This is a genomic window from Pseudonocardia xinjiangensis (assembly GCF_012911925.1).
Classification (GTDB): domain Bacteria; phylum Actinomycetota; class Actinomycetes; order Mycobacteriales; family Pseudonocardiaceae; genus Pseudonocardia; species Pseudonocardia xinjiangensis.
This window is the reverse complement of record NZ_JAAXKY010000109.1, coordinates 1-26,747: the sequence shown is the minus strand read 5'-3', so window position 1 is coordinate 26,747 and position 26,747 is coordinate 1. Positions and strand designations below refer to the sequence as shown.

General features: G+C 73.6%; 28 protein-coding genes. 12 read left to right on the top strand and 16 right to left on the bottom strand.

Annotation, left to right across the window (positions count from 1 at the left end; translation table 11 throughout):
• Window positions 1-1,246, bottom strand: a 1,246-nt coding sequence (locus HF577_RS26645; protein ID WP_169398705.1) for an ATP-binding protein, incomplete at its 3' end; no start/stop codon positions are given.
• Window positions 1,243-2,781, bottom strand: coding sequence for a cobyric acid synthase (locus HF577_RS26640; protein ID WP_169398704.1), 1,539 nt, complete (start codon window positions 2,779-2,781; stop codon window positions 1,243-1,245). The genes HF577_RS26640 and HF577_RS26645, both read right to left, overlap by 4 nt.
• A gap of 64 nt (window positions 2,782-2,845) precedes the next feature.
• Here HF577_RS26640 and HF577_RS26635 point away from each other — a divergent pair, with 64 nt between their 5' ends.
• Together HF577_RS26635 and HF577_RS26630 are read left to right on the top strand one after the other, a co-directional pair.
• Window positions 2,846-3,709, top strand: coding sequence for an SURF1 family cytochrome oxidase biogenesis protein (locus HF577_RS26635; RefSeq protein WP_169398703.1), 864 nt, complete (start codon window positions 2,846-2,848; stop codon window positions 3,707-3,709).
• 138 nt (window positions 3,710-3,847) lie between these two features.
• Window positions 3,848-5,359: a GMC family oxidoreductase gene (locus HF577_RS26630; RefSeq protein WP_169398702.1), complete on the top strand. Its 1,512-nt coding sequence runs from the start codon at window positions 3,848-3,850 to the stop codon at window positions 5,357-5,359.
• A gap of 57 nt (window positions 5,360-5,416) precedes the next feature.
• Here the strand turns inward: HF577_RS26630 and HF577_RS39855 are convergent, their stop codons facing one another.
• On the bottom strand, window positions 5,417-6,943 hold the full coding sequence (locus HF577_RS39855; protein WP_169398701.1) for a GMC family oxidoreductase: 1,527 nt from the start codon (window positions 6,941-6,943) through the stop codon (window positions 5,417-5,419).
• Between the two features lie 208 nt (window positions 6,944-7,151).
• On the opposite strand from HF577_RS39855, the gene HF577_RS26620 reads away from it, so the two are divergent.
• On the top strand, window positions 7,152-7,637 hold the full coding sequence (locus tag HF577_RS26620; RefSeq protein ID WP_169398700.1) for a VOC family protein: 486 nt from the start codon (window positions 7,152-7,154) through the stop codon (window positions 7,635-7,637).
• A gap of 15 nt (window positions 7,638-7,652) precedes the next feature.
• Here HF577_RS26620 and HF577_RS26615 read toward each other — a convergent pair whose 3' ends face one another.
• The 3 genes from HF577_RS26615 to HF577_RS26605 all read right to left on the bottom strand — a co-directional run bounded on the left by HF577_RS26615 (window position 7,653) and on the right by HF577_RS26605 (window position 10,799).
• Window positions 7,653-8,618 carry a cobalamin biosynthesis protein gene (locus HF577_RS26615; protein ID WP_312859402.1) on the bottom strand — a complete coding sequence of 322 codons (966 nt, stop codon included), beginning with the start codon at window positions 8,616-8,618 and terminating at the stop codon, window positions 7,653-7,655.
• 23 nt (window positions 8,619-8,641) lie between these two features.
• Entirely contained in the window at window positions 8,642-8,821 is a 180-nt protein-coding gene (locus tag HF577_RS26610) for a hypothetical protein (protein ID WP_169398682.1), read from the bottom strand.
• Between the two features lie 286 nt (window positions 8,822-9,107).
• Complete coding sequence (locus HF577_RS26605) at window positions 9,108-10,799, bottom strand: AMP-binding protein (protein WP_169398699.1); 1,692 nt, start codon at window positions 10,797-10,799, stop codon at window positions 9,108-9,110.
• Between the two features lie 158 nt (window positions 10,800-10,957).
• Here HF577_RS26605 and HF577_RS26600 point away from each other — a divergent pair, with 158 nt between their 5' ends.
• Both HF577_RS26600 and HF577_RS26595 read left to right on the top strand, forming a co-directional pair.
• On the top strand, window positions 10,958-11,428 hold the full coding sequence (locus HF577_RS26600; protein ID WP_169398698.1) for an acyl transferase: 471 nt from the start codon (window positions 10,958-10,960) through the stop codon (window positions 11,426-11,428).
• A gap of 228 nt (window positions 11,429-11,656) precedes the next feature.
• Window positions 11,657-12,070 (top strand): SsgA family sporulation/cell division regulator, encoded by a 414-nt coding sequence (locus tag HF577_RS26595; protein ID WP_169398697.1) that lies wholly within the window; start codon window positions 11,657-11,659, stop codon window positions 12,068-12,070.
• Window positions 12,071-12,286: 216 nt separating this feature from the next.
• On the opposite strand, the gene HF577_RS26590 is transcribed toward HF577_RS26595, so the two are convergent.
• A complete protein-coding gene (locus HF577_RS26590) occupies window positions 12,287-12,925 on the bottom strand; it encodes a DUF5709 domain-containing protein (protein WP_169398696.1) in 639 nt (212 codons plus the stop codon).
• 96 nt (window positions 12,926-13,021) lie between these two features.
• On the opposite strand from HF577_RS26590, the gene HF577_RS26585 reads away from it, so the two are divergent.
• Window positions 13,022-13,639: a TetR/AcrR family transcriptional regulator gene (locus HF577_RS26585; protein ID WP_169398695.1), complete on the top strand. Its 618-nt coding sequence runs from the start codon at window positions 13,022-13,024 to the stop codon at window positions 13,637-13,639.
• Window positions 13,640-13,686: 47 nt separating this feature from the next.
• A complete protein-coding gene (locus tag HF577_RS26580; protein ID WP_169398694.1) occupies window positions 13,687-14,619 on the top strand; it encodes an alpha/beta fold hydrolase in 933 nt (310 codons plus the stop codon).
• Between the two features lie 10 nt (window positions 14,620-14,629).
• Here HF577_RS26580 and HF577_RS26575 read toward each other — a convergent pair whose 3' ends face one another.
• Entirely contained in the window at window positions 14,630-15,370 is a 741-nt protein-coding gene (locus HF577_RS26575; RefSeq protein ID WP_312859401.1) for a DUF1990 family protein, read from the bottom strand.
• 23 nt (window positions 15,371-15,393) lie between these two features.
• On the opposite strand from HF577_RS26575, the gene HF577_RS26570 reads away from it, so the two are divergent.
• The gene (locus HF577_RS26570; RefSeq protein ID WP_169398693.1) at window positions 15,394-15,612 is read left to right on the top strand and encodes a hypothetical protein; all 219 of its coding nucleotides are present in this window, start codon (window positions 15,394-15,396) and stop codon (window positions 15,610-15,612) included.
• A gap of 5 nt (window positions 15,613-15,617) precedes the next feature.
• Window positions 15,618-16,322 carry a DUF1990 family protein gene (locus HF577_RS26565; RefSeq protein WP_169398692.1) on the top strand — a complete coding sequence of 235 codons (705 nt, stop codon included), beginning with the start codon at window positions 15,618-15,620 and terminating at the stop codon, window positions 16,320-16,322.
• 4 nt (window positions 16,323-16,326) lie between these two features.
• Here HF577_RS26565 and HF577_RS26560 read toward each other — a convergent pair whose 3' ends face one another.
• A complete protein-coding gene (locus tag HF577_RS26560; protein ID WP_169398691.1) occupies window positions 16,327-16,944 on the bottom strand; it encodes a flavodoxin family protein in 618 nt (205 codons plus the stop codon).
• 114 nt (window positions 16,945-17,058) lie between these two features.
• On the opposite strand from HF577_RS26560, the gene HF577_RS26555 reads away from it, so the two are divergent.
• Complete coding sequence (locus tag HF577_RS26555) at window positions 17,059-17,934, top strand: Rieske 2Fe-2S domain-containing protein (protein ID WP_169398690.1); 876 nt, start codon at window positions 17,059-17,061, stop codon at window positions 17,932-17,934.
• A gap of 17 nt (window positions 17,935-17,951) precedes the next feature.
• On the opposite strand, the gene HF577_RS26550 is transcribed toward HF577_RS26555, so the two are convergent.
• The 3 genes from HF577_RS26550 to HF577_RS26540 form a co-directional block, all read right to left on the bottom strand.
• The gene (locus HF577_RS26550; protein WP_169398689.1) at window positions 17,952-18,254 is read right to left on the bottom strand and encodes a hypothetical protein; all 303 of its coding nucleotides are present in this window, start codon (window positions 18,252-18,254) and stop codon (window positions 17,952-17,954) included.
• A 63-nt stretch (window positions 18,255-18,317) separates the two neighbouring features.
• Entirely contained in the window at window positions 18,318-18,512 is a 195-nt protein-coding gene (locus tag HF577_RS26545) for a hypothetical protein (RefSeq protein ID WP_169398681.1), read from the bottom strand.
• A gap of 110 nt (window positions 18,513-18,622) precedes the next feature.
• On the bottom strand, window positions 18,623-20,809 hold the full coding sequence (locus HF577_RS26540) for a DUF6461 domain-containing protein (protein WP_246267322.1): 2,187 nt from the start codon (window positions 20,807-20,809) through the stop codon (window positions 18,623-18,625).
• 184 nt (window positions 20,810-20,993) lie between these two features.
• On the opposite strand from HF577_RS26540, the gene HF577_RS26535 reads away from it, so the two are divergent.
• The gene (locus tag HF577_RS26535; protein WP_169398688.1) at window positions 20,994-21,272 is read left to right on the top strand and encodes a DUF6158 family protein; all 279 of its coding nucleotides are present in this window, start codon (window positions 20,994-20,996) and stop codon (window positions 21,270-21,272) included.
• Window positions 21,273-21,358: 86 nt separating this feature from the next.
• Window positions 21,359-22,162 (top strand): alpha/beta fold hydrolase, encoded by an 804-nt coding sequence (locus HF577_RS26530; RefSeq protein WP_169398687.1) that lies wholly within the window; start codon window positions 21,359-21,361, stop codon window positions 22,160-22,162.
• Here HF577_RS26530 and HF577_RS26525 read toward each other — a convergent pair.
• The 4 genes from HF577_RS26525 to HF577_RS26510 all read right to left on the bottom strand — a co-directional run.
• A complete protein-coding gene (locus HF577_RS26525; protein WP_169398686.1) occupies window positions 22,125-23,429 on the bottom strand; it encodes an MFS transporter in 1,305 nt (434 codons plus the stop codon). The genes HF577_RS26530 and HF577_RS26525 overlap by 38 nt on opposite strands.
• Window positions 23,426-25,093 carry an AMP-binding protein gene (locus HF577_RS26520; protein ID WP_169398685.1) on the bottom strand — a complete coding sequence of 556 codons (1,668 nt, stop codon included), beginning with the start codon at window positions 25,091-25,093 and terminating at the stop codon, window positions 23,426-23,428. The genes HF577_RS26525 and HF577_RS26520 overlap by 4 nt, the downstream gene beginning before the upstream one ends.
• Window positions 25,093-26,013, bottom strand: coding sequence for an amidohydrolase family protein (locus HF577_RS26515; protein ID WP_211174873.1), 921 nt, complete (start codon window positions 26,011-26,013; stop codon window positions 25,093-25,095). Before HF577_RS26515 ends, HF577_RS26520 begins: the two co-directional genes overlap by 1 nt.
• The coding region (locus HF577_RS26510; RefSeq protein ID WP_169398683.1) for an SDR family oxidoreductase at window positions 26,013-26,747 on the bottom strand (735 nt) is incomplete at its 5' end. The genes HF577_RS26515 and HF577_RS26510, both read right to left, overlap by 1 nt.

Genomic DNA, 26,747 nt, shown 5'->3' with positions numbered 1-26,747 from the left:
CGACCGCCCCGGAGCCGTCGCCACCGGGGGCGGCACCGCTCGGGGCGGGCTGCCGCTCACCGTCGGGCTGCGACGGCTCCGGGGCGGTCGCGTCCTCGGCCTGCGGAGGGTCGGCGGTCGCATCGCCACCGGTGCGCGGCCCGTCGTCCGGGGCGCCGTCGGAGCCACCGCCACCGGGGCCGTCGTCGTCCGGGCCCTCGCCGTCGTCGGGGCCGTCCGGGCCGTCGGGGGGTTGCTGCCCCGCCTCCCGCAGCGCCTCGTCGAGGGCGTCGTCGTCGATCCCCGGCTCGTCGAACGGGTCGCGGCGGCGGCGGTGCGGCAGCGCGAGCCGGGCGGCCACGCGCACGTCCTCCTCGGCCACCGCGTCGGCGCCCCGCCAGGCGGCGTGGGCCACGGCGGCGCGGGCGATGACGAGGTCGGCGCGCATGCCGTCGACGTCGAACGCCGCGCACACGGCGGCGATCCGGCGCAGCTCGGCGTCGGGCAGCACGACGGACCCGACCCGGGCCCGCGCGGCGGCGATCCGCTCGGCGGTGGCGGACTCGGCGTCGCGCCATGCGGCGGTGAACGCGACCGGATCGGCCTCGAACGCCAGCCGGCGGCGGACCACCTCGACCCGCGTGGCCACGTCCCGGGCCGCCCGCACCTCGACGGCGAGCCCGAACCGGTCGAGCAGCTGCGGGCGCAGCTCGCCCTCCTCCGGGTTCATCGTGCCGACCAGCAGGAACCGGGCAGCGTGTGACACCGAGACGCCGTCGCGCTCCACGTGGGCGCGGCCCATGGCGGCGGCGTCGAGGAGCAGGTCGACGAGGTGGTCGTGCAGGAGGTTGACCTCGTCGACGTAGAGCACGCCGCGGTGGGCGTCGGCGAGCAGTCCCGGCTGGTAGGCACGTACGCCCTCGCTCAGCGCGCGCTCGAGGTCGAGCGAGCCGACGAGCCGGTCCTCCGTGGCTCCCACGGGCAGCTCGACGAGCCGGGCGGCGCGGGTCTCGTGGCCGGCGGTCGTGGCGTGCGGCCCGTCGGGGCACTCCGGGTCGGGGGCCGCGGGGTCGCAGCTGAACCGGCAGCCCGCCAGTACGTGCAGCCGGGGCAGCAGCGCCGCCAGGGCACGCACGGCCGTGGACTTCGCGGTGCCCTTCTCCCCGCGCACCAGCACCCCGCCGACACCGGGGTGCACGGCGTTGAGCAGCAGGGCGAGCCGCAGGTCGTCGTGGCCGACGACGGCGGAGAAGGGGAACGTGCTCACGCCGGGGAGCCTGCCAGACCGGAGGTCACCACCGGGAGGTCCGCCGGTGTTCCGTGATTGATGACATGTTCAAGTGTGCGGGTATCGAGGTGCTCCTCGACCAGGTCGCCGAGCAGGTCGAGCTGGGCGTCGCGGCGCGCCGCGAAGCTGGTGTCGGGGGCGGGCCGGAACCCCGTCCGTCCGGTCTGGTCGGCGACGCGGCGCAGCAACCTCCGCCGGAAGCCGTCGTTCTCGAGCAGGCCGTGCCAGTGGGTGCCGAGGACGACACCGGCGTCGGACCCCTCCGGTTCGCCCGAGGCCACGTCCGTCAGCAGGGCGGGATCACCGGTGTGCACCACGCGGCCGTGGTGGATCTCGTAGCCCCGCACCACCTCGCCCCACGCCGTTCCCGCCGGGTTGCCCAGGTGCTTGTCGGCGGCGAACTCGACCTCCAGGTCCAGCAGCCCGAGCCCGTCGGCCTCTCCCCCCTCCACGCCGTGCGGGTCGGCGATCCGGCGCCCGAGCATCTGGTAGCCCCCGCAGATCCCGAGCACCGGACGCCCGGCACGGGCGTGGGCGACCACTCCGTCGGCGAGCCCGGTGCGGCGCAGCCACGCCAGGTCGGCGACGGTGGCCTTCGAGCCGGGCAGCACCACCAGGTCCGCGTCGAGCAGCCGGGACGGCTCGGTCACGTAGCGGACGGCGACGCCGGGCTCGCACGCCAGCGCCTCCGCGTCGGTCGCGTTGGAGATCCGGGGCAGCCGGACCACGGCCACGCGCAGCCACTGCGACCCGTGCGGCGCCGCCGGCCGGCCGAGCACCCCGTCGGCCACCGCGGACAGCGAGTCCTCGGCGTCGATCCAGAGGTCGTCGGCCCACGGCACGACCCCCAGCGTCGGACGTCCGGTGAGCACGCCGAGCCGGTCGAGCCCGGGGGTGAGCAGGGAGACGTCGCCGCGGAACTTGTTGATGACGAACCCGGCGATGCGGGCCTGGTCGGCCGCGTCCAGGACGGCGAGGGTGCCGAACAGGTGCGCGAGCACACCGCCGCGGTCGATGTCTCCGACCACGACCACCGGCAGGTCGGCGGCCTGCGCGAGACCCATGTTCGCGATGTCGGTGGCCCGCAGGTTGATCTCCGCAGGCGATCCGGCCCCCTCGCAGACCACCACGTCGTAGCGCTCGCGCAGTCCGGCCAGCTCCGCAGCGACCACGTCGAGCAGTGCCGCCTTGCGCGCGTAGTAGGACCGCGCGCTCACCGTGCCCTCGACCCGCCCGCGCACCACCACCTGCGAGCTGCGGTCGCTCCCCGGTTTGAGGAGCACCGGGTTGAAGGCGACGCTGGGCTCCAGCCCGCAGGCGTGCGCCTGCATCGCCTGGGCCCGCCCGATCTCGCCGCCGTCGGCCGTGACCACCGAGTTGTTCGACATGTTCTGCGCCTTGAACGGCGCCACGGCCACGCCCCGGCGCGCGAGCCAGCGACAGATCCCGGCGACGAGGGCACTCTTGCCGGCGTCCGACGTCGTGCCGGCCACGAGCAACGCCCCACTGACCACGCCAGAACACTACGTCGGCGGAGCCCTCCTGCTCACGAATGGCGCGAGCGCCTACCGTGGAGCTGTGCGGTTCCTTCTTCGCCCTGGGTGGCTGGCGTTCGTCGCGGTCGTGATCGGGTTCGCCGTGGCCTGCTACACGCTGCTGGCGCCGTGGCAGTTCGGCCGCGAAGCCCAGCGCGACGCCGAGCAGCAGGCCATCGACGCCTCCTACCGCACGCCGCCGGTCCCGCTCGCCGACCTCGTGACCAGCGGCACCGGGGTCCGTCCGGACGTCGAGTGGCGGCAGGTCACGGTGACCGGAACGTACGTGCCCGAGGCCGAGGGGCTCGTGCGGCTGCGCGTGGTGGACGGCAAGCCGGCGTTCGAGGTCCTCACCCCGTTGCGGGCGGAGGACGGCCGGCTCGTCGCCGTCGACCGCGGGTACGTCACCACCACCGGCGGCGTGACGGTGCCCAGCTTCGCACCGGCGCCGCCGGGAACCGTCACCCTGACGGGCCGGTTGCGGCTGGACGAGACAGATCCGCAGAACCGCCCGGTGCAGATCGACTCCGGCCACCGGCAGCTCTACGCCGCCGACTCCCGCGCACTCGGCGCCGCCACCGGCCTCACGCTGGAACCGGGCTACCTGCAGCTGTCGGCCGGCCAGCCGGGAGTCCTCGGGCCCCTCGCCGTCGCGGAGAGCACGGGCGGCGCCCCGTTCACGAACTTCTCCTACGCCCTGCAGTGGCTCACCTTCGGCGCGATCGCGATCTTCGCGCTGGGCTACTTCATCCGGCTGGAGATCCTGCAGCGCCGGGGACGCGACCGGCGCGGCGAGCGCACCGCGCTGCGCCAGGCACTCGCGGGTGACGACGACGATCCTCCCCCCGCGCCGGAGCGAGCCGCGCCCGACGAGACCCCGCTCGCCGACCGCTACGGCCGGAACTAGCTGAACCCGGCACGGGCCTGGTCCGTGTCATCGGCAGGGGGAGCCGTCCCCGGTCCGCCGTCCGTTCGTCGACCGGGAGTGTCGGGGGGTCCGGCGCCCGCACCTTGATGACGGGCGGCACGCAGTGAGCACGAGGCGATGACGGACACCGTCGACTACGTCGTGATCGGTGGGGGAACGGCCGGCAGCGTGCTCGCGGCCCGGCTGACGGAGGACCCGGACGTAAGCGTCGTCCTCCTCGAGGCGGGCGCCGCGGAGGGGCCCGCGGCCATGTCGAACGCCGACGCGCTGTCGGCCTTCGCCCTGTGGGGCTCGTCGGTCGACTGGGCCTACTCCACCACGCCCCAGCGGGGAACCGAGGGCGTCTCGCACGCGTGGCCGCGCGGCAAGGTGCTGGGCGGGTCCAGCAGCATCAACGGTCTCGTCCACCTGCGTGGGCACCCGTCGAGCTACGACGCCTGGGAGAAGCAGGGGGCCCCCGGCTGGAACCACCAGGAGATGCTCCCGTTCCTGATGCGCAGCGAGCGGGTCGAGGGCGGTGACCCCGGTGTACGCGGAACGTCGGGCCCCATGGTCATCGAGCAGCCCCCCGCGGCCTCCCCTCTCGCGCAGGCCCTGTTCGACGCGGCCGTCCAGGCGGGCCATCCCGCGTCCGAGGACGGCAACGGCCGGCAGGCCGAAGGCGTGTTCTGGACCCAGCACAACATCGCCGCAGGCAGGCGGCAGAGCGCGGCGGACGCGTACCTGCGGCCCGTGCTCGACCGGCCCAGCCTCACGGTCGTCACCGGCGCGCACGTCCGCCGGCTCCTGCTCGACGGGACGCGCTGCCGGGGCGCCGAGTACGCCACGGCCACCGGCGTCCACACCGTCCACGCCGAGCGCGAGGTGATCCTGAGCGCGGGCGCCATCGGCTCCCCCCAGATCCTCCTGCTGTCCGGCATCGGGCCCGCCGCACACCTGCGCGAGGTCGGTGTCCCCGTCCGTCTCGACCTGCCCGGAGTCGGCGAGAACCTGCACGACCACCCGCTGACCTGGGTCTCCTACCGCACGACGCAGGCGGTCGAGCCGACCCGCTCACGGCAGGCCATGGTGCTGGCGCGCACCACACCGGACCGGGACCCGGACGTGCTGATGAGCCTCGTCCCGTCGGCCATGAAGCCGCGGTGGACCGGCTCCGAGGCGGGCTTCTCGATCCTGTTCGCCCTGGCCGACCCGGCCGGCCGGGGCCAGGTACGCCTGCGCGGCGACGACCCGGCCACCCATCCCCTCATCGACCCGGCCTACCTCGCCGTCGACGAGGACGTCGACCGCATGGTGACCGCCCTGGGGATGGCGCGGGGCATCGCGGGCGCCGACGCCCTGTCCGCATGGCGCGGGGAGGAGATCCTTCCGGGCCGGGACGTGGTCGACCCCGACGCCTGCCGCGTCTACCTCCGGCACACGGTGGGCACCTACTTCCATCCCGTCGGCACCTGCCGCATCGGCACGGACGACCACGCCGTGGTCGACCCGGACCTGCGCGTGCGCGGCATCGACGGGCTGCGCGTCGCCGACGCGTCCGTGATGCCGTCGGTGGTGTCGGCGAATCCCAACGCCGCCGTACTGGGCATCGCGGAGCGAGCGGCACACCTCGTCACGACGCGGAGATGACCGGTTCTTCGCGCGGGGCCGGCCGGGCGCTCGCCGAGGCCGGTCCCGCGCCGTAGGTCAGGAGCGGACGAGTTCGACGGCTCGTTCCGCGATGGCGTAGACGGTGGCGTTGGTGTTGGCCGACACCGGGGTCGGCATGACCGAGGCGTCGACGACCCGGACCCCCTGGAAGCCCCGCAGCCGCAGGTCCGCATCGACCACGGCACGGTCGTCGACGCCCATGCGGCAGGTCCCGGCGTAGTGGTGGTAGCTACGCAGGCTGCGGTGGACGTAGACCCGCAGCTCCTCCTCGCTCTGCGTGCCGACACCCGGCTGGGCCTCCTCACCGCGCCAGGCATCGAAGGCGGGCGCGGTGCCCAGCTCACGGGCGATGCGCAGCCCGGTGACCATCGCATCGACATCACGACTGTCGGTGTAGTAGCGAGGGTCGATCACCGGCAACGCGCCCGGTGTCGGGCCCGCGAGGCGGACGGTGCCCCGGCTGAACGGCGCCGTCAGGCTGACCGCGAGGGTGTAGCCGGCGCCGGGCTCGGGGCCTGGCAGGGTGGCAGTACGCAACGGAACGACCGAGCAGAACACCTGCAGGTCGGGCCACGGGACCTCCGGGCTGCTGCGCAGCGTGCCCTTGACCTCACCACCACCGTTGCTCGTCGAGGGCGGCACGGGGCGGATCGAGTGGTAGACCAGCGTCGTCATCGGGTGGTCGTGGACGTTGGCACCCACGTCGGGGACGTCGGCGAGGACCGGGATCCCGAACTCCCGCAGGTGCTCCTGCGGGCCGATACCCGACAGCATCAGCAACTGCGGGGTGCCGACCGCACCGGCAGCAAGCAGCACCTCGCCGCTGCACTGCGCCGTGACGACCGAACTGCCGGTGGAGTACTCCACACCGGTGCAGCACTCGCCGCGCAGGACGAGCCGGTGCACGAGCGCGTCGGTGACCAGGTCGAGGTTGGGCCGGTCGAGCACGGGCAGCAGGTACGCATCCGCCGCGCTCTGCCGCTTCCCGTCGACGATCGTGAACTGGGTCCGGCCGAACCCTTCCTCCAGGCCGCTGTTGATGTCCCCGGCCACCGGATGTCCGACCTGCCCGACCGCCTCCATCGCGGCCAGCGACAACGGGTGCGGCTCCGTGGGCGTCCAGGGCGACAGCGGGCCGTTCTGGCCACGCACGGCCGGGTCGCCGCCTGCCACGTGCTCGGTGCGCTTGAAGTAGGGCAACAGATCGTCGAAGCCCCAGCCCTTCAGACCGGCCTCCGCCCACGCATCATGGCTCGCCCGGTGCCCCCGGATGAACGCCATCGCGTTGATCGCCGACGACCCACCCAGGCCACGGCCCCGCGGCCACGCCTCCGTGCGACCCACACCCTCCAGAACGACGGTGTGGTCCCCCCAGTCCATCGAGGACCCGGTCAGGCTCGGCCACGACCGCGGCAACGCCACCGCCTCCAGCGGCTCACGCCCACCCGCCTCCAGTAGCAGGACCCGCGTGTCCGGGTCCTCGGTCAGCCGCGCCGCGACCACGCAACCCGCCGATCCCGCACCGACGACGATGAAGTCGTACTCATCCGCTGAAGGTCCCACAATCCGACCCTTCTGTAGTTATTAGTGTTACTAATTTTAGGTTCGACCACCCGTCACACCTCCGTGAATCCTCTCACCGGAATCGGGAATTCGGTCTTGTGGATCGTCCCTTTCCGATCCGCTCGCGGCAGCCGCGAGGGGACGGCGATGAGTAACCGCTCCCGGGGTGGTCTCACCTGTCGTACCGACCGCCGAGAAGGGACCAGCCGTGCAGCAGAAGATCATCCCCAACCTGTGGTTCGACACCGAGGCCGAGGAGGCCGCGGCCTTCTACCTCTCGGTCTTCCCGAACTCACGCATCAGGAAGGTCAGCCACTACGGCGAGGGCGGCCCCCGGCCTGCCGGCATGGTCATGACCGTGGAGTTCGAGCTGGACGGACAGCGGTTCGTCGGCATCAACGGGGGCCCCGAGTTCACGTTCGACGAGGCCGTCTCCTTCCAGATCAGCTGCGAGAACCAGGAGGAGGTCGACCACTACTGGGACCGGCTGTCCGACGGCGGGGAGGAAGGGCCCTGCGGGTGGCTCAAGGATCGGTTCGGGTTGTCGTGGCAGGTCGTCCCCACGGCCTTCGAGGAACTGCTGGCCGATCCCGACCCGGCACGTGCACAGCGTGCGATGCAGGCGATGTTCTCGATGACCAAGCTCGACATCGCCGCCCTGCGCAGCGCCGCCGACGGTGTTCCGGTGACCTGACGGAGCGACGGGCCGCTACGACGAGGGGCGCCTGCGCGCCGACGCCCGCACCGTCGCCACCGCGGCCGCCAGCCCGGCAGCAGCCCATCCGACCAGCCGGGACAGCCGGGCGGCCCGTCGCAGATCCGCGGGCGAAGGCGCGGGGCCTGCGCCGAGGCGGGGGCGCTCCTCCACCCCGTGCGGGTAGACCGTGCGCCCGCCGAGGCCCACGCCCAGCGCCCCTGCCGCGGCCGCCTCCACAGGGCCGGCGTTCGGGCTGGGGTGCGCACCGGCGTCCCGGCGCCACGCCCTCAGTGCCGCCACCGGCGAGCCGCCGACCGCGGGGGCGAGCGCCGCGAACAGCAGCGCCGCCACCCGGGCGGGCAGCAGGTTGGCCAGGTCGTCGAGCCTCGCGGCGGCCCACCCGAACCGCAGGTAGCGGGCCGAGCGGTAGCCGACCATCGCGTCGAGGGTGTTCACGGCGCGGTAGCCGAGAAGCCCGGGAACCCCCGCCACGGCGCCCCACAGCAGCGGGGCCACCACCGCGTCGGAGGTGTTCTCGGCCATCGACTCGGTGCCCGCCCTGGCCATCCCCGCGGCGTCGAGTGCCGCGGGGTCTCGGCCGCACAGCGACGGCAGCCGCAGCCGGGCCGCCGCCAGGTCGCCCTCCGCGAGCTCGGTCGCGAGTGCGCTGCCGTGGCGGGACAGCGACGTGCCGCCGAGCACGGCCCACGTGGCCACGGCGGTGAGTGCCACGTCCGCCAGCGGGTGGTCCGCCACCGCACGCCGGGCGAGCACGCCCACCCCCGCGGCCGCCGTCACGAGCACGGCGGTGTGGCCGGCCCCGGCGACCCGGCTGTCGGCGTAGCAGCGGCGTTCGAGAGCGGCGGCCACCGCACCGAAGCCGGCCACCGGATGCCCCCGGCGGGGGTCACCCGCCACGGCGTCCGCGGCCGTTCCGAGCAGGAGGCCGGCCGGTCGGACCCACCCGTTCGCTCTCACGCCGCGACGGTACGGCGGCGCAGCTACTCGCCGCCCACTGCCTGACCGAGCCGCAGTCCGTAGAGGCGCTCGGCCTCGCGGGCGATCCGGTGCAGTGAGCACGGCCATCGGGAGCCCGACCCGCTGGAGGTGCGGCAGGCGACACACCGGCCCATCCGGTCGGCGACGTGCGCTGCCAGCAACCGTCGCCACACCTCCGGCATGCCCGCCATCACCTCCGCCAAGGGACCAGCACCGGGCGTGCGTGGTTGCGTCACAACCCGTTGAACTCCCCCACGACAGGAGCGCATGCCCGGCTCCGCCGTCCTGTCGACGAGCGGTATACAGGCTGCGGTCAGCGCCACCCGTCCGGCCGAATCCGTCCCGAGTGTCGGGGATCGCCGGTTACCGTCCGCCGCTCGTCGCCCCGAACAGGTGATGGGTATGGGCGACTGACGCGGCGCGCCACCGCCGGGCCTGCTCACGCAGCGGAACAGCTGTTTCCATCGGTCAGAGGACGAACTCGCCGCCGGACGGCCCGGCACCGGCGCCGGTGCCGCGGAGCTCCGTCTCCCGCCCGCGCAGCTCCACTCTCCTGATCTTCCCCGAGATCGTCTTGGGTAGCTCGGCGAACTCCAGCCGCCGGATCCGCTTGTAGGGGGCGAGGTTGTCGCGGGCGAACTCCAGGATCGCCCGCGCCGTCTCCTCCGTCGGCTCGTGGCCCGCGGCGAGCACCACGTACGCCTTGGGGACGGCGAGGCGCACCGGGTCCGGCGACGGGACGACCGCGGCCTCCGCGACCGCCGGGTGCTCGATGAGCACGCTCTCCAGCTCGAACGGGCTGATCCGGTAGTCCGAGGCCTTGAACACGTCGTCGGAGCGCCCGACGTAGGTGATGTAGCCGTCCGCGTCGCGGGAGCCGACGTCGCCGGTGTGGTAGTAGCCCCCGGCCATCGCCTCGTCATTGCGCTCCTCGTCTCCGTGGTAGCCGACCATCAACCCGAGCGGCCGCTGCGACAGGTCGATGCAGATCTCCCCCTCGTCGGCCGGCTGCCCGCTCACCGGGTCCACCAGCACGATCGGGTAGCCCGGGATCGGACGGCCCATCGACCCGGGCTTGACGAGCTGCCCCGGCGGGTTGCCGATCTGCACAGTGCTCTCGGTCTGCCCGAACCCGTCACGGATCCGGACGCCCCACGCCTTCTCGACCTGGTCGATCACCTCGGGGTTGAGCGGCTCCCCCGCCCCCACGACCTTCGCGGGCGGGTTCGCCAGGCCGGACAGGTCGGCCTGGATGAGCATCCGCCACACCGTCGGCGGGGCACAGAAGCTCGTGACGGCGCAGCGGTCGAGCACCGCGAGCACGCTCTCCGCGTCGAACTTCGAGTAGTTCATGACCAGCACGCAGGACTCGGCGATCCACGGCGCGAAGACGTTGCTCCACGCGTGCTTGGCCCAGCCGGGCGAGGAGATGTTGAGGTGGATGTCGCCGGGCTGCAGGCCGATCCAGTACATCGTGGACAGGTGACCGACGGGGTAGGACGCGTGCGTGTGCTCCACGAGCTTCGGCTTCGCCGTCGTGCCGGAGGTGAAGTACAGCAGGAGCGTGTCGGAACCCCTGGTCACGCCGTCGGGCGCGAAGACGGAGGATGCGGTGTCGGCGTCGCCGTAGTCGAGCCAGCCCTCGGGAGCGCCGCGCACCGCGATGCGCGTGTAGTCGCCGTCGACGGCGTCGAACTTGCCGGTGTCGGCGGCACCGACGACGACGTGCCGCGCGCCGCCGCGGTCGAGCCGGTCGCGCAGGTCGGCCGGGGTGAGCAGCGTGGTGGCCGGGATGACCACGGCGCCGAGCTTCATCGCGGCGAGCAGCGTCTCCCACAGCTCGACCTGGTTGCCGAGCATGAGGATGATCCGATCCCCGCGCGCCACCCCGTGGTCGCGCAGCCAGTTGGCGACCTTGTTCGAGCGTGCGGAGAGCTCCCGGTAGCTCCAGTACGCCTCGCTGCCGTCCTGCTCGACGATCCACAGTGCACGGGCCGCGCCACGTTCGGGGTCGGCGGCGACGGTGTCGAAGTGGTCGGTCGCCCAGTTGAACTCGTCGATCTCGGGCCAGCGGAACTCACGGTAGGCGGTCTCGTAGTCGTCCCGATGTGCCACGAGGAACTCGCGCGCCGCGTAGAAAGCCTCAGCCGACCGATTCATGACCTCACCTCGGGAGTTCGCAACTCTGCTCGTCGCACCCTAGTGAGCGCGTCACGCTGTGTTCCAACTCCGCTCGGCGGGGTGGCAAGGGCTGATCCCCCGGACGCGCCGAACACATCGGGCCTGCGCATCACGCCCCACCGCCTACCGTTTGCGGCGTGATCGATTTCCCGTGGAGCGGCCGCATCGCGGCGGCCGCGCTCCTCACCGGCCTGCTGCTGGCAGGCTGCGGCACAGGCGGCCCGCCCGTCGGTGCCGGGCCGGCCACCCCGCCTGCGGACCCGACGGTCCAGCAGACGGCACAGCAGTCCACACGGGAGACGACGCGGGAAAGTCCTCAGCCCTCGGCCGAGCTGCCCTGGCCCGCGGCCGGTGCGGCCGATGCCGCCGCGCTCCAGGCGGCGGCCGACCGCGGTGCCCAGCCCTGGTTGCTCGATCCGTCGGAGGTGGCCATGTCCTATGTCGCGGCAGCGCACGGATGGACGGACGCCGAGGCTGTCCCGCGAACGGACGGCACCAGTATCGATGTCCGCCGGCCCGACGGCGAGCGTCTCGCACTCACCCTCGCCCAGCCGGGTCGCACCGGGGCCGGTGGGATCTGGGTGGTCACCAGGGAGAACGACGGGTAGCGACAGGTGAGGTGCACAGAGACTACCGGCGGTAGCCGGCGGGGAACCGACGCCGCCAGAGCGTCGATCATCTTAACTCGACGGCCGTGACCATCCGTAACCCGGAGACCTTGACTCACTTGTTCGGGTGAACCGCTGCCACATGTGCAGCGTTCCGGGTCCGGCCGTCGATCTCCTTCACAGACGCCGCCGCACGAGCGACGGCCCGATCGCCAGGGGGCGACGAGCATGACCACCGACTCAGTCCAGCAGGACATGTTCACCGTGTTGCACGGCCAGCCGGCTCCGGTCGTGACGCGGTGGACCTACACCGCGTCCGACCCCTTTGCGATCTCCCTAGCCGTGGCGACCAGGAGCGATCGGTGGATCGAGTGGTTGGTGGCGCGCGATCTCGTGATCGACTCGATCTCCGGCCCGGTCGGCGAGGGCGACATCCGCATGACGCCACAGGAGGTGCAGGGCTATGACATCGTGGAGATCGAGATCCGCTCCGCCGACGGTCGCGCCGTGCTGGAGGTCGACCGTGACCTGCTGCGCCATTTCATCGAGGCGACGATCGACATCGTGGCGCTCGGTGACGAGCTGAACCGGCTCGACCTCGACGAGGAGATCGCGAAGATCACGCGCAGTCGCGCCGAGTAGGCACGGCAACACCCGCTAGGACTGCTCGAACCGCGCCGCCCTGCGCCTCGTGGCTGCTTCGCGTGTGTCTGCCCGCGCACGGTCCCGTCGTGCTCCCCCCGCCGCGCACGGGCGGCGACCCACTCTTCCTCGCGCCGGTCCACCGCAGCGACCGGCTCGTTCCGCTCCCCCGGCCCACCACCGCATGCAGCCCCCGGCAGGCGGTGGCGCCCCGGCTCAGGGCAGGCCCGAGCCCGGCCCCACGTCGTCCCGTCCCGATGCCGGCGCGGCTGCGCCCGCGGCGTCCGCGACGGCGTCGATGCCGGCGGCAGGATCACGACCCGGGTCGAACACGTCACCGTCCGCGCGGACGTCCCGCGCGGCCTCGGCGCGCGCCCGCTCGGCGAGCGGGTCGTCGCCGAGCGCGTCGTCGAGTGCCGGGTCGTCCAGTGCGGGCGAGTCGGCCACCGACGGCTCCACCTCGATCGGGGCGCCCGGGCCGTCGAACTCGTGCATCGCGGCCTCCTCGGCGGACGCGGCGCCGCCGTCGATCCCGACGTCCACCGCATCCATCGCGTCGGGCGTCTCGAACGCGGCGCCCGCACCCGCCGTCGTCAGGCGGCCGGCCCGGTCCACGTCCACCGGTTCCTCGCCCTGCTCGCGGCTGAGCCGTTCGTCGAGCGTGTCGCCCTCCCGCATCCCGCGAGCGGTGACGCCGTCCTCGTCGAGCGCGTAGGGCCGGTCCGCCGGCACGTACCCTGCATCCAGGGCGTCGTGGTCGCCGGGAGGCGCCGTGAGCTGCTCGTCGCTCTCCAGCTGCACGGATGCGCCCAGGTCGGGCGCCTCGGGCTGCTCCTCATAGTCTCGCTGAGCCATGGCGGCGGTTACCCGGGCAGGTAGCCGGCCACACCGGGTATTTCCTGTCGCTCCGCGCCGTGTGTTCTGATCACACCCACCCGCCGGAGGAGAACGATGAGCCCGCAGCCACCCTCGCACTCCGGGTCGAGCGCCGCGGCGGCACCGGTCCCGGCGGTCCGGCCCCGCGACTCCGCGGCGACCCGGCGGGCGCTGGTCGACGCCGGCCGCGCCCTGTTCGCCACCGTCGGTTACGACGCCACCACCGTCCGGGCGATCGCGGACCGTGCGGGGGTCAACCAGGCACTGCTGTTCCGGTACTTCGGGAGCAAGGAGGGCCTGTTCGCCGAGGCCGTGCTGGACAAGGCGACGCAGCTGCTGGCCGAGGTCCCGCGCGAGGTCCTGCTCGAGCGCACGCTGGCCGCGGTGCTGGACGACGAGCAGGGCCGCTCCGCCGAGACCCTGATGGCGGTGCTGCGGGCCGCGGGCAGCTCCCAGGTGGCCGACGACATCCGGATCCGGCTGTGCGAGGCGTACTCCACCGCGTTCGCGTCGCTGGTCGACACCGACGACCCGGCCGACGCGCAGGTGCGCGCCGACCTGCTGCTGGCCTGGCTGCTCGGCATCGCCCTCAACCGCTCCGTGCTGCAGGCGGGACCGCTGCCCGATCCCCAGGTGGTGACGGGGCACGTGATGCGAGCCGTCGCCACCCTGCTGGCCCGGCGCGACCGGTAGCCTCTGTCACCTCGCGCGGCCGGTCGGCGCGGTTCAGGATGGGCACGGTGTTCACCGACCATCGCATCGGGTACGTGACGTCACCCGCTCCGCTCTACTACGAGCAGTTCACCACCGCGGGCGACGGTGACCGCCCCGTCATCGTCCTCGTCCACGGCGGTCTCCTGACCGGCGCGTGCTACCTGGGCACGCCGGACGGCCGCCCGGGATGGGCCCACGACTTCGCCGACCACGGCTACGAACTGGTCGTCCCCGACTGGCCCGGGATCGGCCGGAGCGGGTCCGTCGCCGAGCACACGCTGTCCGGCGAGCTGGTGTGCGCCGCGCTGGGGGCCCTCCTGGAGCGCCTGGGACGGCCGGTCGTCCTGCTCGGCCACTCGATGGGAGGCGCATACGTGTTCCGGGTCGTGGAGACCCACGGGCACCTCATCGAGGCGCTGGTGGCGGTCGCGCCGGCGGCGCCTGGCAACCTCCAGCCGCAGCCCACCGTGACGGCCGAGACCGACACGGAGATCGAGGTCCTCGCGCCGGGGACCCGGTGGCGGTTCCCGAAGACGGGCGCCTTCGTCGCCACGGAGGAGTTCGTCCTGGACAAGCTGATCGGCCGGGACGCGACCCGGTTCCCCCGCCACGCCGTCGACGTCTTCCGCGCCGGGCTCCAGCCCCTGCCGGCGCCCCTGGTGCTGGAGCGCTACAACCTGAAAGGCAGCGGGGTCCGGGTGGAGCGGCCGGACAACTTCGCCGGACTGCCCGCACTGGTGGTCACCGGAAGCGCGGACCTGGAGCACTCCCGGGAGGAGGACGGCGCCACGGCCGCGTGGCTCGCCGGGCTCGGCGCCGACCTCGAGTACCGCTTCCTCGCCGACGCCGGGATCACCGGCAACGGCCACATGCTCATGTTCGACGACAACAGCCGGGAGATCGCCGGCTCGATCGCCGGCTGGTTGGCGGACAAGGCTCCGTCAGCCGGAGGGCGCTGACGCCGCCCGGTCACTCCTCGGGAGGCGGGAACGGCTCCGGCAGCCGCCGGGTGTGGGCCTCCACGCCCCCGCGGGCCCGCCCGCCGGTGCCCGCGGCGAGCCGCAGGCAGGTCTCGACCCACAGGTTCAGCTGGATCTCCTTGGCCACGCCCACCCCGCTGTAGAGCAGGTGCGACAGCCGGTCCCCCGACCGGGCCCACGCCTCGATGCCGATGAACAGCCGGTCGCCGTCGGGGCGGCAGCTGAACTCGATCTGCCCCGCCTCCAGGTGCCCGCGCAGGGTGGCCAGCCGGAACGACGTGTCCGTCCGGTCGATCACACGCACCGGGCCGTCCCACGGTCCCGGCATCCGGATGAGGAACTCGTCGCCGACGCTCAGGGAGCCCGGCTCCCCCCGGCTCTTCACGAACACCGCGACCTCCGACGGGGCACCGGAGTTCGGCTCGCCGGCAAAGGCGGCGATCACCTCCGCGGGCTCCTGCTGCGTCCCCTCGACACGCACCGAGTAGTGCCGGTGGAACAGGGGCCCTACGCCGTCCTCGACGGGCTGCACGTCGTCGTCGAGCAGGTCGGGTGGGATGGCGGGTGGGAGGTCCGACGCGTCGCCGTCGGCCTCCGACCGGTGGACCGGGGTGGTGCGCCACATGTAGCGCCAGGACACCAGCGCCAGCCCGAGCGGCCAGCGGAGCACGATCGCGATCCGGCGGGCGAGGCTGCCGGGCGTGGAGCGGGATCGTCGGAGTAGGAGCACGAGAACGGGGGTACCCGCTTTTCGTGATCGCCACCGGTCCTCTCCTACGCCACGCGGTGCTGCCGCTGTACGGCGCGTCGCTCGGCTCGATCGGGCTCTGCATCGCACTGTGGTTGCGCGCCAAGACCGTCGACCAGGAGGAGCGGGGGAACGCCGAGCGCCGGGCACTGTTCGTCGGGCTGTGGCCACCGATGTTCTGGCTGATCGGGGACGCCGCGCAGCGCGAAGGCAACCGGCGCTGAGAGCGGTGCGGGACGTCGCTACCGCGGTGTGCGACCTCCGCCACCGTCCGGTCAACTACGACGAGGGTCAGGCTCCCCCGGTCGTCGTCGACGGCTGGCACCAGGACCGGCGCGTGCTGGTGCTCGGCCAGGAGAGGCCCGGGGAACCGGAGCCCGGCGGAGTGGTCGAGACGGCGGGCGCCCTGGTCAACAGCTACGAGTTCAGCGACCCCCGCATCCTGCGCGCGGCCTACCACCTCCCCGGCGACCTCGTGGGCCGCGACATGCTGCTGGAGGGCCGGTTCCTCGTCCTGCGCTTCCTGATCGGGGTGCGCATCACCGACGAGCACAACGAGGTCCGCACCGGGGCCAACGGGCCGGAGCGGGTGATCGGCTGGTCCTACCGCACGCTGCAGGGCCACCTGGAGCAGGGCCGGCTCACCTACGAGGTGGCCAAGGAACTGGAGACGGGCCGCGTCGAGTTCCGGATCATCGCCTACTCCCGGCGCGCCCCCATCCCGAACCCGCTGCTCAGGCTGGGGTTCCAGCTCTTCGGGCGCCACACGCAACTGCAGTTCTACCGGCACGCACTGGTCCGGCTGCACCGCCTGATGCAGGCACCACCAGCTCCGCCCGCGCCGGGGCCGGACGGGGTCGTCCGCGCCCCGAGCGGGGCGGAGCGCGGCCGGTTCGAGAGGTGGACGGTGCGGTTCACGCACCCCGGCCGGTGACCCGTCAGGCCGGCGGGTAGCCCGCTTCCTTCAGCAGGGCCGCCAGGTGGGCGGCGTTCGCCGACATCGTCGCCAGCGTGGACGCCACGGCCTCCGGGGTCTCGTCGAGGTCCTTGTAGTCGGTGGTGGTCATGGCCTCGCCGTTCCAGTAGACGCCGCCGTTGGCCGGCACGGTGAACCCGACGTCGTTGAGGCCCTGGAAGAGACTGGCGGTGATCGCGTGCCCGCCGTCCTCGTTGCCGACCACGACGGCGAGCGCGACCTTGCCGAAGGTCTCGAGCCTGCCCTCGTCGTCGGTCTCGGAGAGCTCAGCGTCGAGCCGCTCCAGCACGCGCTGCGCGACGCTGCTCATGTTCCCCATCCAGGTGGGCGTGGCGAGCACGAGGATGTCGGCGGCCAGCAGTTTCTCCCGGATCCCGGGCCAGGCGTCGCCGTCACCCATGTCCTTCTCGACGCCGGGCTTCACGTCGAGGTCGACGACGCGGATGCTCTCGCCCGCCACCCCGTGCTTGCCCAGCGCGTCGAGCACCTGGTCGGCCAGCACCTGCGTGCTCGACTCCGTCGGCGACGGCGAGAGACTGCAGGTGAGGGCCAGTGCGGTCAGCGATGTCGGTGTGCTCATGGGGCGCGGGTACCCGGTCGGATCATGCGGAACCGGTCGATCGGGGATCCACCACCCGGGGGGATCTGCCGATCTTCGGGTTTGCCGGGCCGCCGAACGGTGAATCCGCCGGTCATGCGGCCCTTCGACCAGATCGAACGTCTCGAACGCGCAGAGGTGCTGGACGGCCCGGCTGCGGCGATCCGCACGCGGGTGCAGCGACTGCTGTCCGACCGCCGTGTGAAGGACGCACTGCACGGGGTGTGGCTCGGCCATCCCCTGCACTCGGCACTGGTGCACGTCACGCTGGGGTCGTTCGTCTCGGCGTCGTTGATCGACCTGGTCGGCGGGCAGCGGCGCTACTCCACCGGGCTCATCGCCACCGGGCTCCTCCTCACCCCGCCGACCGTCGCCGCCGGGTGGGCCGACTGGTCCTCGGCGCACCCCGACCAGCAGCGGGTCGGTCTCGTGCATGCGGCCACGAACGCCGTGGCGATCACGTGTTACGCGGGGGCCCTGCGCCGGCGCGTCCGGGGCCGGAGCGGGCGGCTGCTCTCGCTCGCCGGAGCCGCCGTGAGCAGTGTGGGCGCCACCCTGGGCGGCCACCTGTCCTACCACCTGTCACTCGGGGCCAACCACAGCGACCGGGTGCGCGACCTCGCCCCGAAGGGCTGGCAGCCGCTGGGGCTGCTCGCCGACCTGCCCGACGGACAGCCGGTGCGGCGGACGACCGGTGAGGTGCCGGTGTTCGTGCTGCGTCGCGGGCAGCAGGTCGTCGTGCTGGCCGACCAGTGCCCGCACCTGGCGGGGCCGCTCTCGGGCGGCGAGGTGGTCGGCACCGGCGGCGACGCCCGGGTCGTCTGCCCGTGGCACGGGAGCGAGTTCCGGCTCGACGACGGTTGCGTCGTGCACGGCCCGGCGACCGCGGCGGTGCCGCGGTTCGAGGCCCGGGTCGTGGACGGTGCGCTCGAGGCCAGGATCGTCGCGAGCGCGGGCGCGCCCACGGCGTAGGCGGCGCTCCCCCGGGCTCAGCGCTCGATGTGCACCTGCACGGACCGGGCGTCGGGCGACAGCCAGCCCTTCCGCTCCGCGTACGCCGTCATCGCCGCCCAGCGCTCGTCCCAGTCGGGGGCGGTTGCGAGCAGCTGCGCCCGCGAGCGCAGCACGCCGAGGTCCAGCCATGCGGTGTCGGGGTCGATCAGCTCGCCGGTGCCGGTGGTGGTCAGCGCGGTCCGGATCCCCTCGGCGTCGAGGTCGGTCTGCAGGTGCAGGCGGCCGAGGTCGTCGGCGTCCTGCACGACGGCACCCTCTGCCGTGAGTCGGACGATCATCCTGGTGATCCTGCCCGGGACGGACGACATCGCGGAAGCCCGGCCGGGCACCCGTCCGTCCGGTCAGCTCTCCTGGCTCTGTGGCCGGCTCTCGGAGTCGCCGCCCAGGCCGGGAGTCAGGTCGGCGGGGTCGGGGCTGTCCGGGTCGGCCGCGGGGCCGCCCTCCGGCGGATCGGGCTGCACGATGCCTGCCGGGTTCGGCGTGACCTCGGTGGTGTCGGTGCCGGGCGGGACGCCCTTCTGCTGCTGCTCACTCATCGGAATCGACCTCGATGTCGGCTCGGGCGGTCACCGCGGCCGCCCCAGCATCGGCTGCCCACCGACGACCCCGGTCAAACGCCTCCCGACGGCCTCGTCGGGCCGATCGCTCACCGCCCGAGCGCACGCTCCCTGGCCTGGTCGAGGAACGCGGAGGCGTCGGGGCCGAACGCGTAGCGCGCGGCGTCGAGCGCGCGGATCGCGGCGGAGAGCGCGTCGGGGTTCATCGCCTGGTGCAGCGCCAACCAGACGTAGCGGTGTGCGCCGCGGCCCTCGAGTCCGGACGTCCGGGCGAGCACGTCGGCGTCGGAGGTGAGGGTGCGGGTGGCCAGGCTCGCGGAGACGGCGGGGTGGGAGCCGAGGCCGCTGTGTTCCACCGCTTGCGCGGCGGCCCACCAGGCCAGCTCGCGCAGGGCCGGCTCGGGCAGCGCCAGCAGCGCGTCGGTGTCCGGGCCGAGCGGGTCGGGCTTGCTCCAGCGCCGGGTGCCGTCGGGGCGGCGCTCCTCCGGGTGGTGCTCGGGCAGCCGGGGCAGGATGCGGTAGGCGACGCCGGCCGCCTCGATGCGCTCCAGGTCCTCGGCCCGCAGCCCGCGGCCGGTGAACCGCTCGACGGCGACGAGGCACTTCTCCACCCGCTCGTGGTAGTCCTCGAGCTCGAGCCCCTCGAGCACGGCGATCACCTCCGCATCACCGGGGGCGTCGGGCGGGGGCGGTTCGAACGAGGCCAGCATCACCCCGCCGCGGGCGAACGACAGGTTCGTCAGCGCGTTGACGTTCCAGTACATGCTGGCGGCGCGCCCCCGCGCCGAGGCCAGCCGCAGCACCGGCATCTGCGCCCCCTGCCAGCCGTTGTACTCGACCGCCAGCACCGCGTCGCCGACCGGCAGCACCGCGACCCACGGGTCGCTCCCGCCCTCCTCGAACAGCTCGGTGAGTGCGACGGGCTCCGTGGGGTCGGCCCCGAACGCCGCCAGCACCCGCTCGGGCCCGGAGCCGGTGACGACCGTGACCGTGGCCGCCATGCCGAGAACGGTGTTGCGCACCCAGCGGTAGGCCGCCTCCGGGCGGGGGGCGACCGGCGGCTCCGGCTCGCCGCGCAGCCGGTGGCCGAGCCGGTCGGTCGCCTTGTGCACCACCTCGTCGGCGGGCGCCGCGGACCAGAGCACGATCTCGTAGCGCTCGCCGCCCTCCCGTCCGTCCCCGTGCTCGTCGCGGCCCCGCGCCGAGACCCGCGCCCTGATCGACCCCGGCCACGGTGGGGTCTGCCCCTGCAGGTGCGCGGGCGCCGGGACGGCCGGGCCCAGCACCGACGCCGCCCCGTCGACGGCGGTGTAGCTGACGTCGACCACCTCCTGCCACGCGTCCAGCTCGACGACGGCGGGTTCCTCGCCCACCACGCGCAGCCACACCGGCACCGCGGCGCTGGGCACCCCGGTCCGGACGACGATGCCACCGGGCACCACCTGGACCAGCCCGTTGGACGGCTCCGCCGCGACGGCCGGGAAGTCACCCTCGACCAGCGCGAAGTGGTGCTCCTGCACCGGCACGTCGCCTGCGGAGAACCGGGGCAGGACGTAGTCGGCGCGCAGCCGCTCGCGCAGCGCGACCGCGTACGCGTCGGGCATCGGACGCTGCCGCAGCACCCGGATGGCCGCGTCGAGCGCCACGCCGACCACCACCGGCGGGTCCGACCCGACGATCGGGGGGCGGGCCGCCCGCAGCACCGCGAGCGACGTGACGACGGCGAGTGCCAGGTGCACGCCACCGTGCGCGGCGGCGACCTCGTGCTCGGCGCCGGGAGCGGCCTCCAGCAACGGCGAGACGCGCTCGTGCCCGGCGAGGGCAGCGACGAGACCGGTGACCAGCTCGCGCAGTCCCGGCGCCACCTGGTCGAGCAGGGCGACGGCCGACCGGGTCTCGCTCTCCCCGCTCGCGGAGAGACCGGCCACCGCGGCGGGGGTCTGCGGCATCCGCGCCCGGACGTGCCTGGCCAACACCTCCGGGACGACGATCAGGACGTCGGGGATCGTGAGCTCCAGCGCACCGAGGAGCCGCTCGGCGAGCAGCTGGTCGACGGGCGACCCGCGCGGGGGCGCCGGCCGCAGTCGATCCACCGGCCCCGAGGGCGCCACGAGCCTGCCGAGCGCGGCGACGGGCGCCGCGGGGATACGGGCGGCCACCGTGGGGAGCGCGGCCAGCACCGGCTCCACGAGGGCGGCCGCGAGCGCGGCAGGTGCCTCGGGCAGCCGGTCCGCGCCCTCCCCGCCCGATGCGCCGACGGCCCACTCCGCAGGCATCCGCACCCCCACGGGCGCGGCGTGCCGCACGGCCGGTGGTTGTTCTACTCGTTCGCGTCGGTCCACAGCAGACCCGCCCCTTGATCGTGGAGCGGCCATTCTGGACGACGCCGGGGACCGGCCCTCACCCGGTCCGGTGGCCCCCGGGTGAATGGTCGACGCGCTGTGTGGGCACTCCTGCGCCATGACGGACCGGACACACGGAATCGCCCCCCAGGAGCTCGACGACGACGACCTCCGCCGCGAGGTGGCGCACCTGCACGAGACCCGGCACGACACGCTCCTGGGTGGCAGCGAGTCGGCGCTGGAGGCGCACACGGAGCGGATGCTCGCGCTCGAACGCGAGTTCCTCCGCCGTTTCCCGGAGGACAGCGCACCCGACCCGATGCGCACCCGGGCCGGTAGCCGCGAGAGCGCCGGGCAGTCGGTGCCGGGCCGCGACCTGGACGGCGCACCGGGCTGATCGGAACAATCGCCTCATCCGGCGCGCGGAAAACGAAGGGAATCATCCCGGTCCTCGGTTCCGGCACATTGTTGAAGAATGGCGGCGTGCCCTACCTCCGTACCGAGGACAGCGAGATCTTCTACACCGACACGGGTCCCGGCACGGGCCCCCCGATCGTCCTCGTGCACGGCTGGACCGCCGACTCGGTGGACTGGTCCTGGCTGATCCCGGCGCTCACGCAGGACTTCCGCGTGATCGCCTACGACCAGCGGGGCGCCGGCCGCTCCGCTCCCGCGAGCAGTTACGACCTCGCCCGGCAGCGAGCCGACCTGGCCGCGCTCATCACTCGGGTGGCCGGTGGACCGGCGGTGGTCGTCGGGCACTCGCTGGGCGGGGCGATCGCCTCCACGATGGCCGTGGAGCACCCCGAGCTCACGCTCGGCGTGGTCGTCCTGGACGCCCCCTACGGGGCGGACCCGGCGCGCCGCCCCGTGATCGAGGCGATGAAGGAGCGGCTGACGACCGAGGAGCCCGTGCCGGCGATCCGTTCGTACCTCGGCGCGACGTGGTTCCCCGACACCAGTCCCGACTGGCTGGCCACGCTCGTGTTCCGCAGGATCGAGACGCTGCCGGCCGCCACCCTCCACGACATGTTCTGGGGCATGTGGGACGACCGCGACATCGCCTTCCGCCCCGGCACGGACGGCTACCTCGCCCGCCGGGAGTGCCCGGTGCTCGTGATCCAGCGCGACGCCGACGCGGCCGCCTACGAGGAGTCGACGTTCCGGCACCCGGCGTCCCGCGCGGTGGTCATGACCGGGTGCGGGCACTGGCTCCAGATCGAACGCGCACCGGAGGTCGCCGCCGAGATCAGGGCGTGGTGGAGCACCGCACGTCCTGCCCGGTGACCGCCACGGCCATGCGGCGCCGCGGCCTCCTCAGCACGAAGAACGCCACCGACCCGAGTGCGGTCACCACCGCCAGCGCGACGAACGCCCCCGGGTACCCACCCGCGCCGTCGGCGAGCGCGGTGACGAGCAGCGGCCCCACCACCAGACCGACGGAGACGAAGCCCATCGACCAGCCCATGATCGTGCCGAAGGAGCCGATCCCGAAGTAGTCCGTGCGCAGCGAGGTCATCACCGGGCCGCGCAGCCCCCACGCGATGCCGTGCACGACCGCCGCGGCCACGACGAGCCCGACGCCCGACACCAGCGCGAGCGCCACCAGCACCCCGGTCTGCACGATCATGCAGAACGCCGCGAGCCTGCGCTGGTCGACGCGGTCGCCGATGAGGCCGGTGACGACCTGGCCGAGCAGCTGCGCGGTCGACATCACCGCCACCGTGAGGCCCGCGGTCGCCAGCGGGATGCCGTGGTGGTGGGTCATCAACGGCACCAGGTGCAGGTTCACGGCGCTCACCGCGACGAGGGCCGACCCGTGCCCCACCACGAGAAGCCAGAACGCGCTGGTGCGCAACGCGCTGCCGAGGTCGTGGTCGTGGTCGCGATCGCGGCCGTGCTCGCGGTCGGCCACCGCGGTGGCGAGGACGGCCGGTTCAGCTGCCGCCGCCGTGACGGCGCGCCGCAGTGCCCGGTCGGAGGGCAGGACGGTGCCGGCCAGCACCCCGACCACGAGGATCACCACCGCCACGCCCAGGAACGTGGCCCGCCAGCCGAAGCCGTCGAGCGCCCACGTCACGAGCGGCACAGCCAGGCCCCCGAGCGCGACGCCGGTGGGCAGCAGGCCCAGCGCGAGGGTGCGGCGCTCCTTGACCGTCTGCACCACCGCGACGGTCAACGGCATGATCCCGGCGGCGGAGCAGCCCAGCGCGATCACCACGACCGCACCGATGAAGTGCGTCGCGTCCTCCACCGTGCTGGCCAGCGCGAAGCCGGCCGCCGTGCCGACCGTCCCGAGCCGGGACACCGCCCGGGTCCCGAACCGGTCACAGCACCACCCCGTCAGCGGCGACAGGAACCCGTTGCCCAGCTGGACGATCGCGTAGCCCACGGCGACCACCCCCGGCGACCAGCCGGTGTCGGCGGTGATCGCCACCAGATAGGCCCCGAACGCGCTCATGATCAGCCCGTTCTGCAGGGTGAGCAGCACCGAGCCACCCACCACCACCCACCAGCCGTTCCTCGCCCCTCCGCGCACGCGCAGCGGCGTCATCGGGTGGTCGGCGCCGTGGCGTCCCGCTCCTCGTTCTGCAGCCGCGCGAACTGCGCGCGTGCCCAGCGCAGGTCGGACTTCCCGGTGTTGAGCCGCTGCACCTCCGGCACCACGACGACGTGGCGCGGCTTCTTGTAGGAGGCCAGCCGCGCACCGACGAACGCCGCGAGCTCGCCGGCGTCCGCGTGGGCCCCCCGCTCCATCGACACGACCGCGGCCACGGCACTGCCCCAGCGCGGGTCCGGTACGCCGAGCACCACCACGTCACGCACGGCGGGGTGGGCGTGCAGCGCCAGCTCCACCTCGTCGGCGTACACCTTCTCCCCGCCGGTGTTGATCACCGAGCTGCCCCGGCCGAGCAGCCGCAGCCTGCCGTTCGCCTCGAGCACGGCCATGTCCCCCGGCACCGAGTACCGGACCCCGTCGATGTCGCGGAAGGCGGCGTCGGTCTGCTGCGGGGCGCCGGCGTAGCCCGCCTCCGCCACCACCGGCGCGGCGAGCATGCCCACCCGGCCGGACCCGGCCGGCACGTCGTTCCCGTCCTCGTCGAGCAGCCGCGCCCCTGCGGCCAGCACGAACGTCCCGTCCTGGTCGTCGACCGTGCTGCGGGTGACCGAGGAGTGCGCGTACACCCCGCCCTCGGACGCCGCGATGGTGTCGAGCAGCGTGAGGTCGGCGTGGGCCAGCAGCCTGCGTTTGACCGCCGGGCTCCAGACGGCCCCGACGCTGCGGATCCGGCGCAGCGTCCCGATGCCCGACGGGCGTCCCGCCTCCCGCGCCGCGTCGAGCGCGTCGAGCAGCCGGAGCGCGAAGGCGTCGCCGACGATGTGCATGTCGGTGACGCGGTGCCGCGAGATCGCGGCCAGCAGGTCCTCTCCCGTGGTGCTGCGGCCCGGCAGCAGCACCACCGGCGCACCGACCGACATGGCACCGAGCGCCCCGTACAGGCCGGTGCCGTGCATCAGCGGCGGGGCGGGCAGCTCCACCCGGCCGCCCTCGCCGTACGGGTCGATGTCGAGCGCCTGGTGCAGCGCCTCCACCCCGTCGGCGGGATCGATGCCGAGCGCGGACAGCCCGCCCGACCGCACCGCACGCAGCCGCTCCGCCTGCCGTCCGACCACCGCCTTGGGGTAGCCCGTCGTGCCGCCCGTGAACAGCAGCCATTCCGTGTCGCCCCGAGGCCTGCGGGGCAGCCGCTCGGCAGTGGTGACCTCGGCACCGAAGCCGCTGCCCTCCGCCCCGATCGGCACGAGCAGGTCGCAGCCCGCCACCGGCTCCGCGGCCTCGGCGACCACCCCGGCCAGGTCGGCGTCGACGACGGCGCCGCGGGCGCCGGAGCTCTCCAGCAGGTGCCGGACCTCCTCGGCCCGGTACCGGTAGTTGATGTTGATCGGGAGCGCCATCAGCTTGAACAGGGCGTGCAGCGTCACCAGGTACTCCGGCGAGTTGCGGGCGTCGATGCCGAACCGGTCACCCGCCCGGATGCCCCGCGCGGCCAGGTACCCGGCCAGCCGGTCCGCCTGCTCGTCGAACTGTGCCCACGTGAGCTGCCGCTCACCCGCGGCGACGGCGACCCGCGTGGGTGCGAGGTCGGCGATGTGCTCGAAGTGCGACGCGAAGTTGTCGGCGAGCTCGCCAGGGCCCGTGACAGTGCTGCCGGCCATCACGACCCCGCTTGCGGGTGGTCGGGCCCGCCCCCGACCTCCAGCCCGAAGAGCCGGGCCGCGTTGTGCAGCATCAGGTCGGGCTTGACGCTGTCGCGGATCTCGGTCTTCTCCAGGTCGGCGATCCACCGCTCCGGGGTGAAGAGAGGGAAGTCGGTGCCGAACAGCACCTTCTTCTTCAACAGCGTGTTGGCGTACTGCACGAGCTGCGGCGGGAAGTACTTCGGTGACCAGCCCGAGAGGTCGATGTACACCTGCGCCTTGTGCACCGCGATGGCCAGTGCCTCGTCCTGCCAGGGGAACGAGGGGTGGGCCATGATGATCGGCATGTCCGGGAAGTCGACGGCGACGTCGTCGAGGTGGATCGGGTTGGAGTACTTCAGCCGGATCCCTCCCCCTCCCTTGGTGCCGCTCCCGACGCCGTTCTGCCCGGTGTGGAAGAGCGCGGGCAGCCCGTGCTCGGCCAGCACCTCGTAGATCGGGAAGGCCACCGGGTCGTTCGGGTAGAACTCCTGCACGCTCGGGTGGAACTTGAACCCGCGGAAGCCGTACTGCTCGATCAGCCTGCGGGCGATCCGCGCTCCCGCCTTGCCCCGCAAGGGGTGCACGCTCGCGAACGGGATGATCACATCCGGGTGCTCGGCGGCGAGCTCCCCGATCTCCTCGTTGGTGGGAGCATGCTCGTCGACGTCCCCGAGGGAGTCGATCGTGAACGTCACCGCGGCCATCCGCCGCTCGCGGTAGAACTCGGCGAGCCCGTGCAGGTCCATCCCGAGCACGTCGGACCTGAAGTGCTGCTTCATCTCCGCCATCCGCGCACTGCCCGCCTCGCTCTGGGCGGCACGGGTGGAGAAGTGCACGTGGGTGTGCACGTCGATGGCGACGAGATCGGTGTGCTGGAGCCGCGGCTGTTCCGCCATCATCGGGCCTCCGCCGGGACGTCCGGTGCGTAGGGCTGCAGGTGCGGTGCGAGCTGCTCCGGGAACACCTCCGCGATCGCCTCGGCCGTCCAGCCGCCCTCGCGGGACGCCTCGGCCGCGACGGTGGGGTGGGTCCACACGCTGATCCGGTCCCCCCCGACGCCCAGCGCCTGTCCGGTGACGCCCGCGGCGGCGTCGGAGAGCAGGTAGACCAGCAGCGGTGCCACGTCGTCGGCCGTGCCCACTCCCGCCGCGCGCAGCCGCGCCGGCACCGGCTCCCCCGCCTCGACGGCGGCCACGGCGTCGGCGAACGCGGGGATCGTGGCGACCATGCGCGTGAGCGCCACCGGGATCAGCGCGTTCACGGTGACGTCGTAGCGGGCCGCCTCCACGGCCAGCGTCCGCGCCATGCCGACGATGCCGGCCTTGGCCGCCGAGTAGTTGGTCTGCCCGAAGCTGGCCCGCTGGCCGGCGGGCGAGCCGATGAGCACCAGCCGGCCGCCCCCGCCCTGCTGACGGAACCGGGCCAGCGCCGCCCGCGCGCACGTGAACGTGCCGCGCAGGTGGGTCTCGAGCACGAGGTCGAAGTCCTCGTCGGTCATCTTGCCGACCGACCGGTCCCGCAGCAGCCCGGCGTTGGTGACCACGGCGTCCAGCTGCCCGTAGTTCTCCACCGCCGCGGCGACCAGCGCATCCGCCGTGGCCGTCGGCCCCACCGGCGCGACGACGGGGAC

Bases quoted from the DNA above. Each gene is read 5' to 3' on its own strand.
- HF577_RS26550 (WP_169398689.1), bottom strand. From the start codon at position 18,254: ATGATCGTCCGACTCACGGCAGAGGGTGCCGTCGTGCAGGACGCCGAC.
- HF577_RS26610 (WP_169398682.1), bottom strand. From the start codon at position 8,821: ATGCCGGAGGTGTGGCGACGGTTGCTGGCAGCGCACGTCGCCGACCGG.
- HF577_RS26555 (WP_169398690.1), top strand. From the start codon at position 17,059: ATGCGGCCCTTCGACCAGATCGAACGTCTCGAACGCGCAGAGGTGCTG.
- HF577_RS26540 (WP_246267322.1), bottom strand. From the start codon at position 20,809: ATGCCTGCGGAGTGGGCCGTCGGCGCATCGGGCGGGGAGGGCGCGGAC.
- HF577_RS26630 (WP_169398702.1), top strand. From the start codon at position 3,848: ATGACGGACACCGTCGACTACGTCGTGATCGGTGGGGGAACGGCCGGC.
- HF577_RS26605 (WP_169398699.1), bottom strand. From the start codon at position 10,799: ATGAATCGGTCGGCTGAGGCTTTCTACGCGGCGCGCGAGTTCCTCGTG.
- HF577_RS26545 (WP_169398681.1), bottom strand. From the start codon at position 18,512: ATGAGTGAGCAGCAGCAGAAGGGCGTCCCGCCCGGCACCGACACCACC.
- HF577_RS26525 (WP_169398686.1), bottom strand. From the start codon at position 23,429: ATGACGCCGCTGCGCGTGCGCGGAGGGGCGAGGAACGGCTGGTGGGTG.
- HF577_RS26515 (WP_211174873.1), bottom strand. From the start codon at position 26,013: ATGGCGGAACAGCCGCGGCTCCAGCACACCGATCTCGTCGCCATCGAC.
- HF577_RS26560 (WP_169398691.1), bottom strand. From the start codon at position 16,944: ATGAGCACACCGACATCGCTGACCGCACTGGCCCTCACCTGCAGTCTC.
- HF577_RS26585 (WP_169398695.1), top strand. From the start codon at position 13,022: ATGAGCCCGCAGCCACCCTCGCACTCCGGGTCGAGCGCCGCGGCGGCA.
- HF577_RS26535 (WP_169398688.1), top strand. From the start codon at position 20,994: ATGACGGACCGGACACACGGAATCGCCCCCCAGGAGCTCGACGACGAC.
- HF577_RS26520 (WP_169398685.1), bottom strand. From the start codon at position 25,093: ATGGCCGGCAGCACTGTCACGGGCCCTGGCGAGCTCGCCGACAACTTC.
- HF577_RS26595 (WP_169398697.1), top strand. From the start codon at position 11,657: ATGACCACCGACTCAGTCCAGCAGGACATGTTCACCGTGTTGCACGGC.
- HF577_RS26590 (WP_169398696.1), bottom strand. From the start codon at position 12,925: ATGGCTCAGCGAGACTATGAGGAGCAGCCCGAGGCGCCCGACCTGGGC.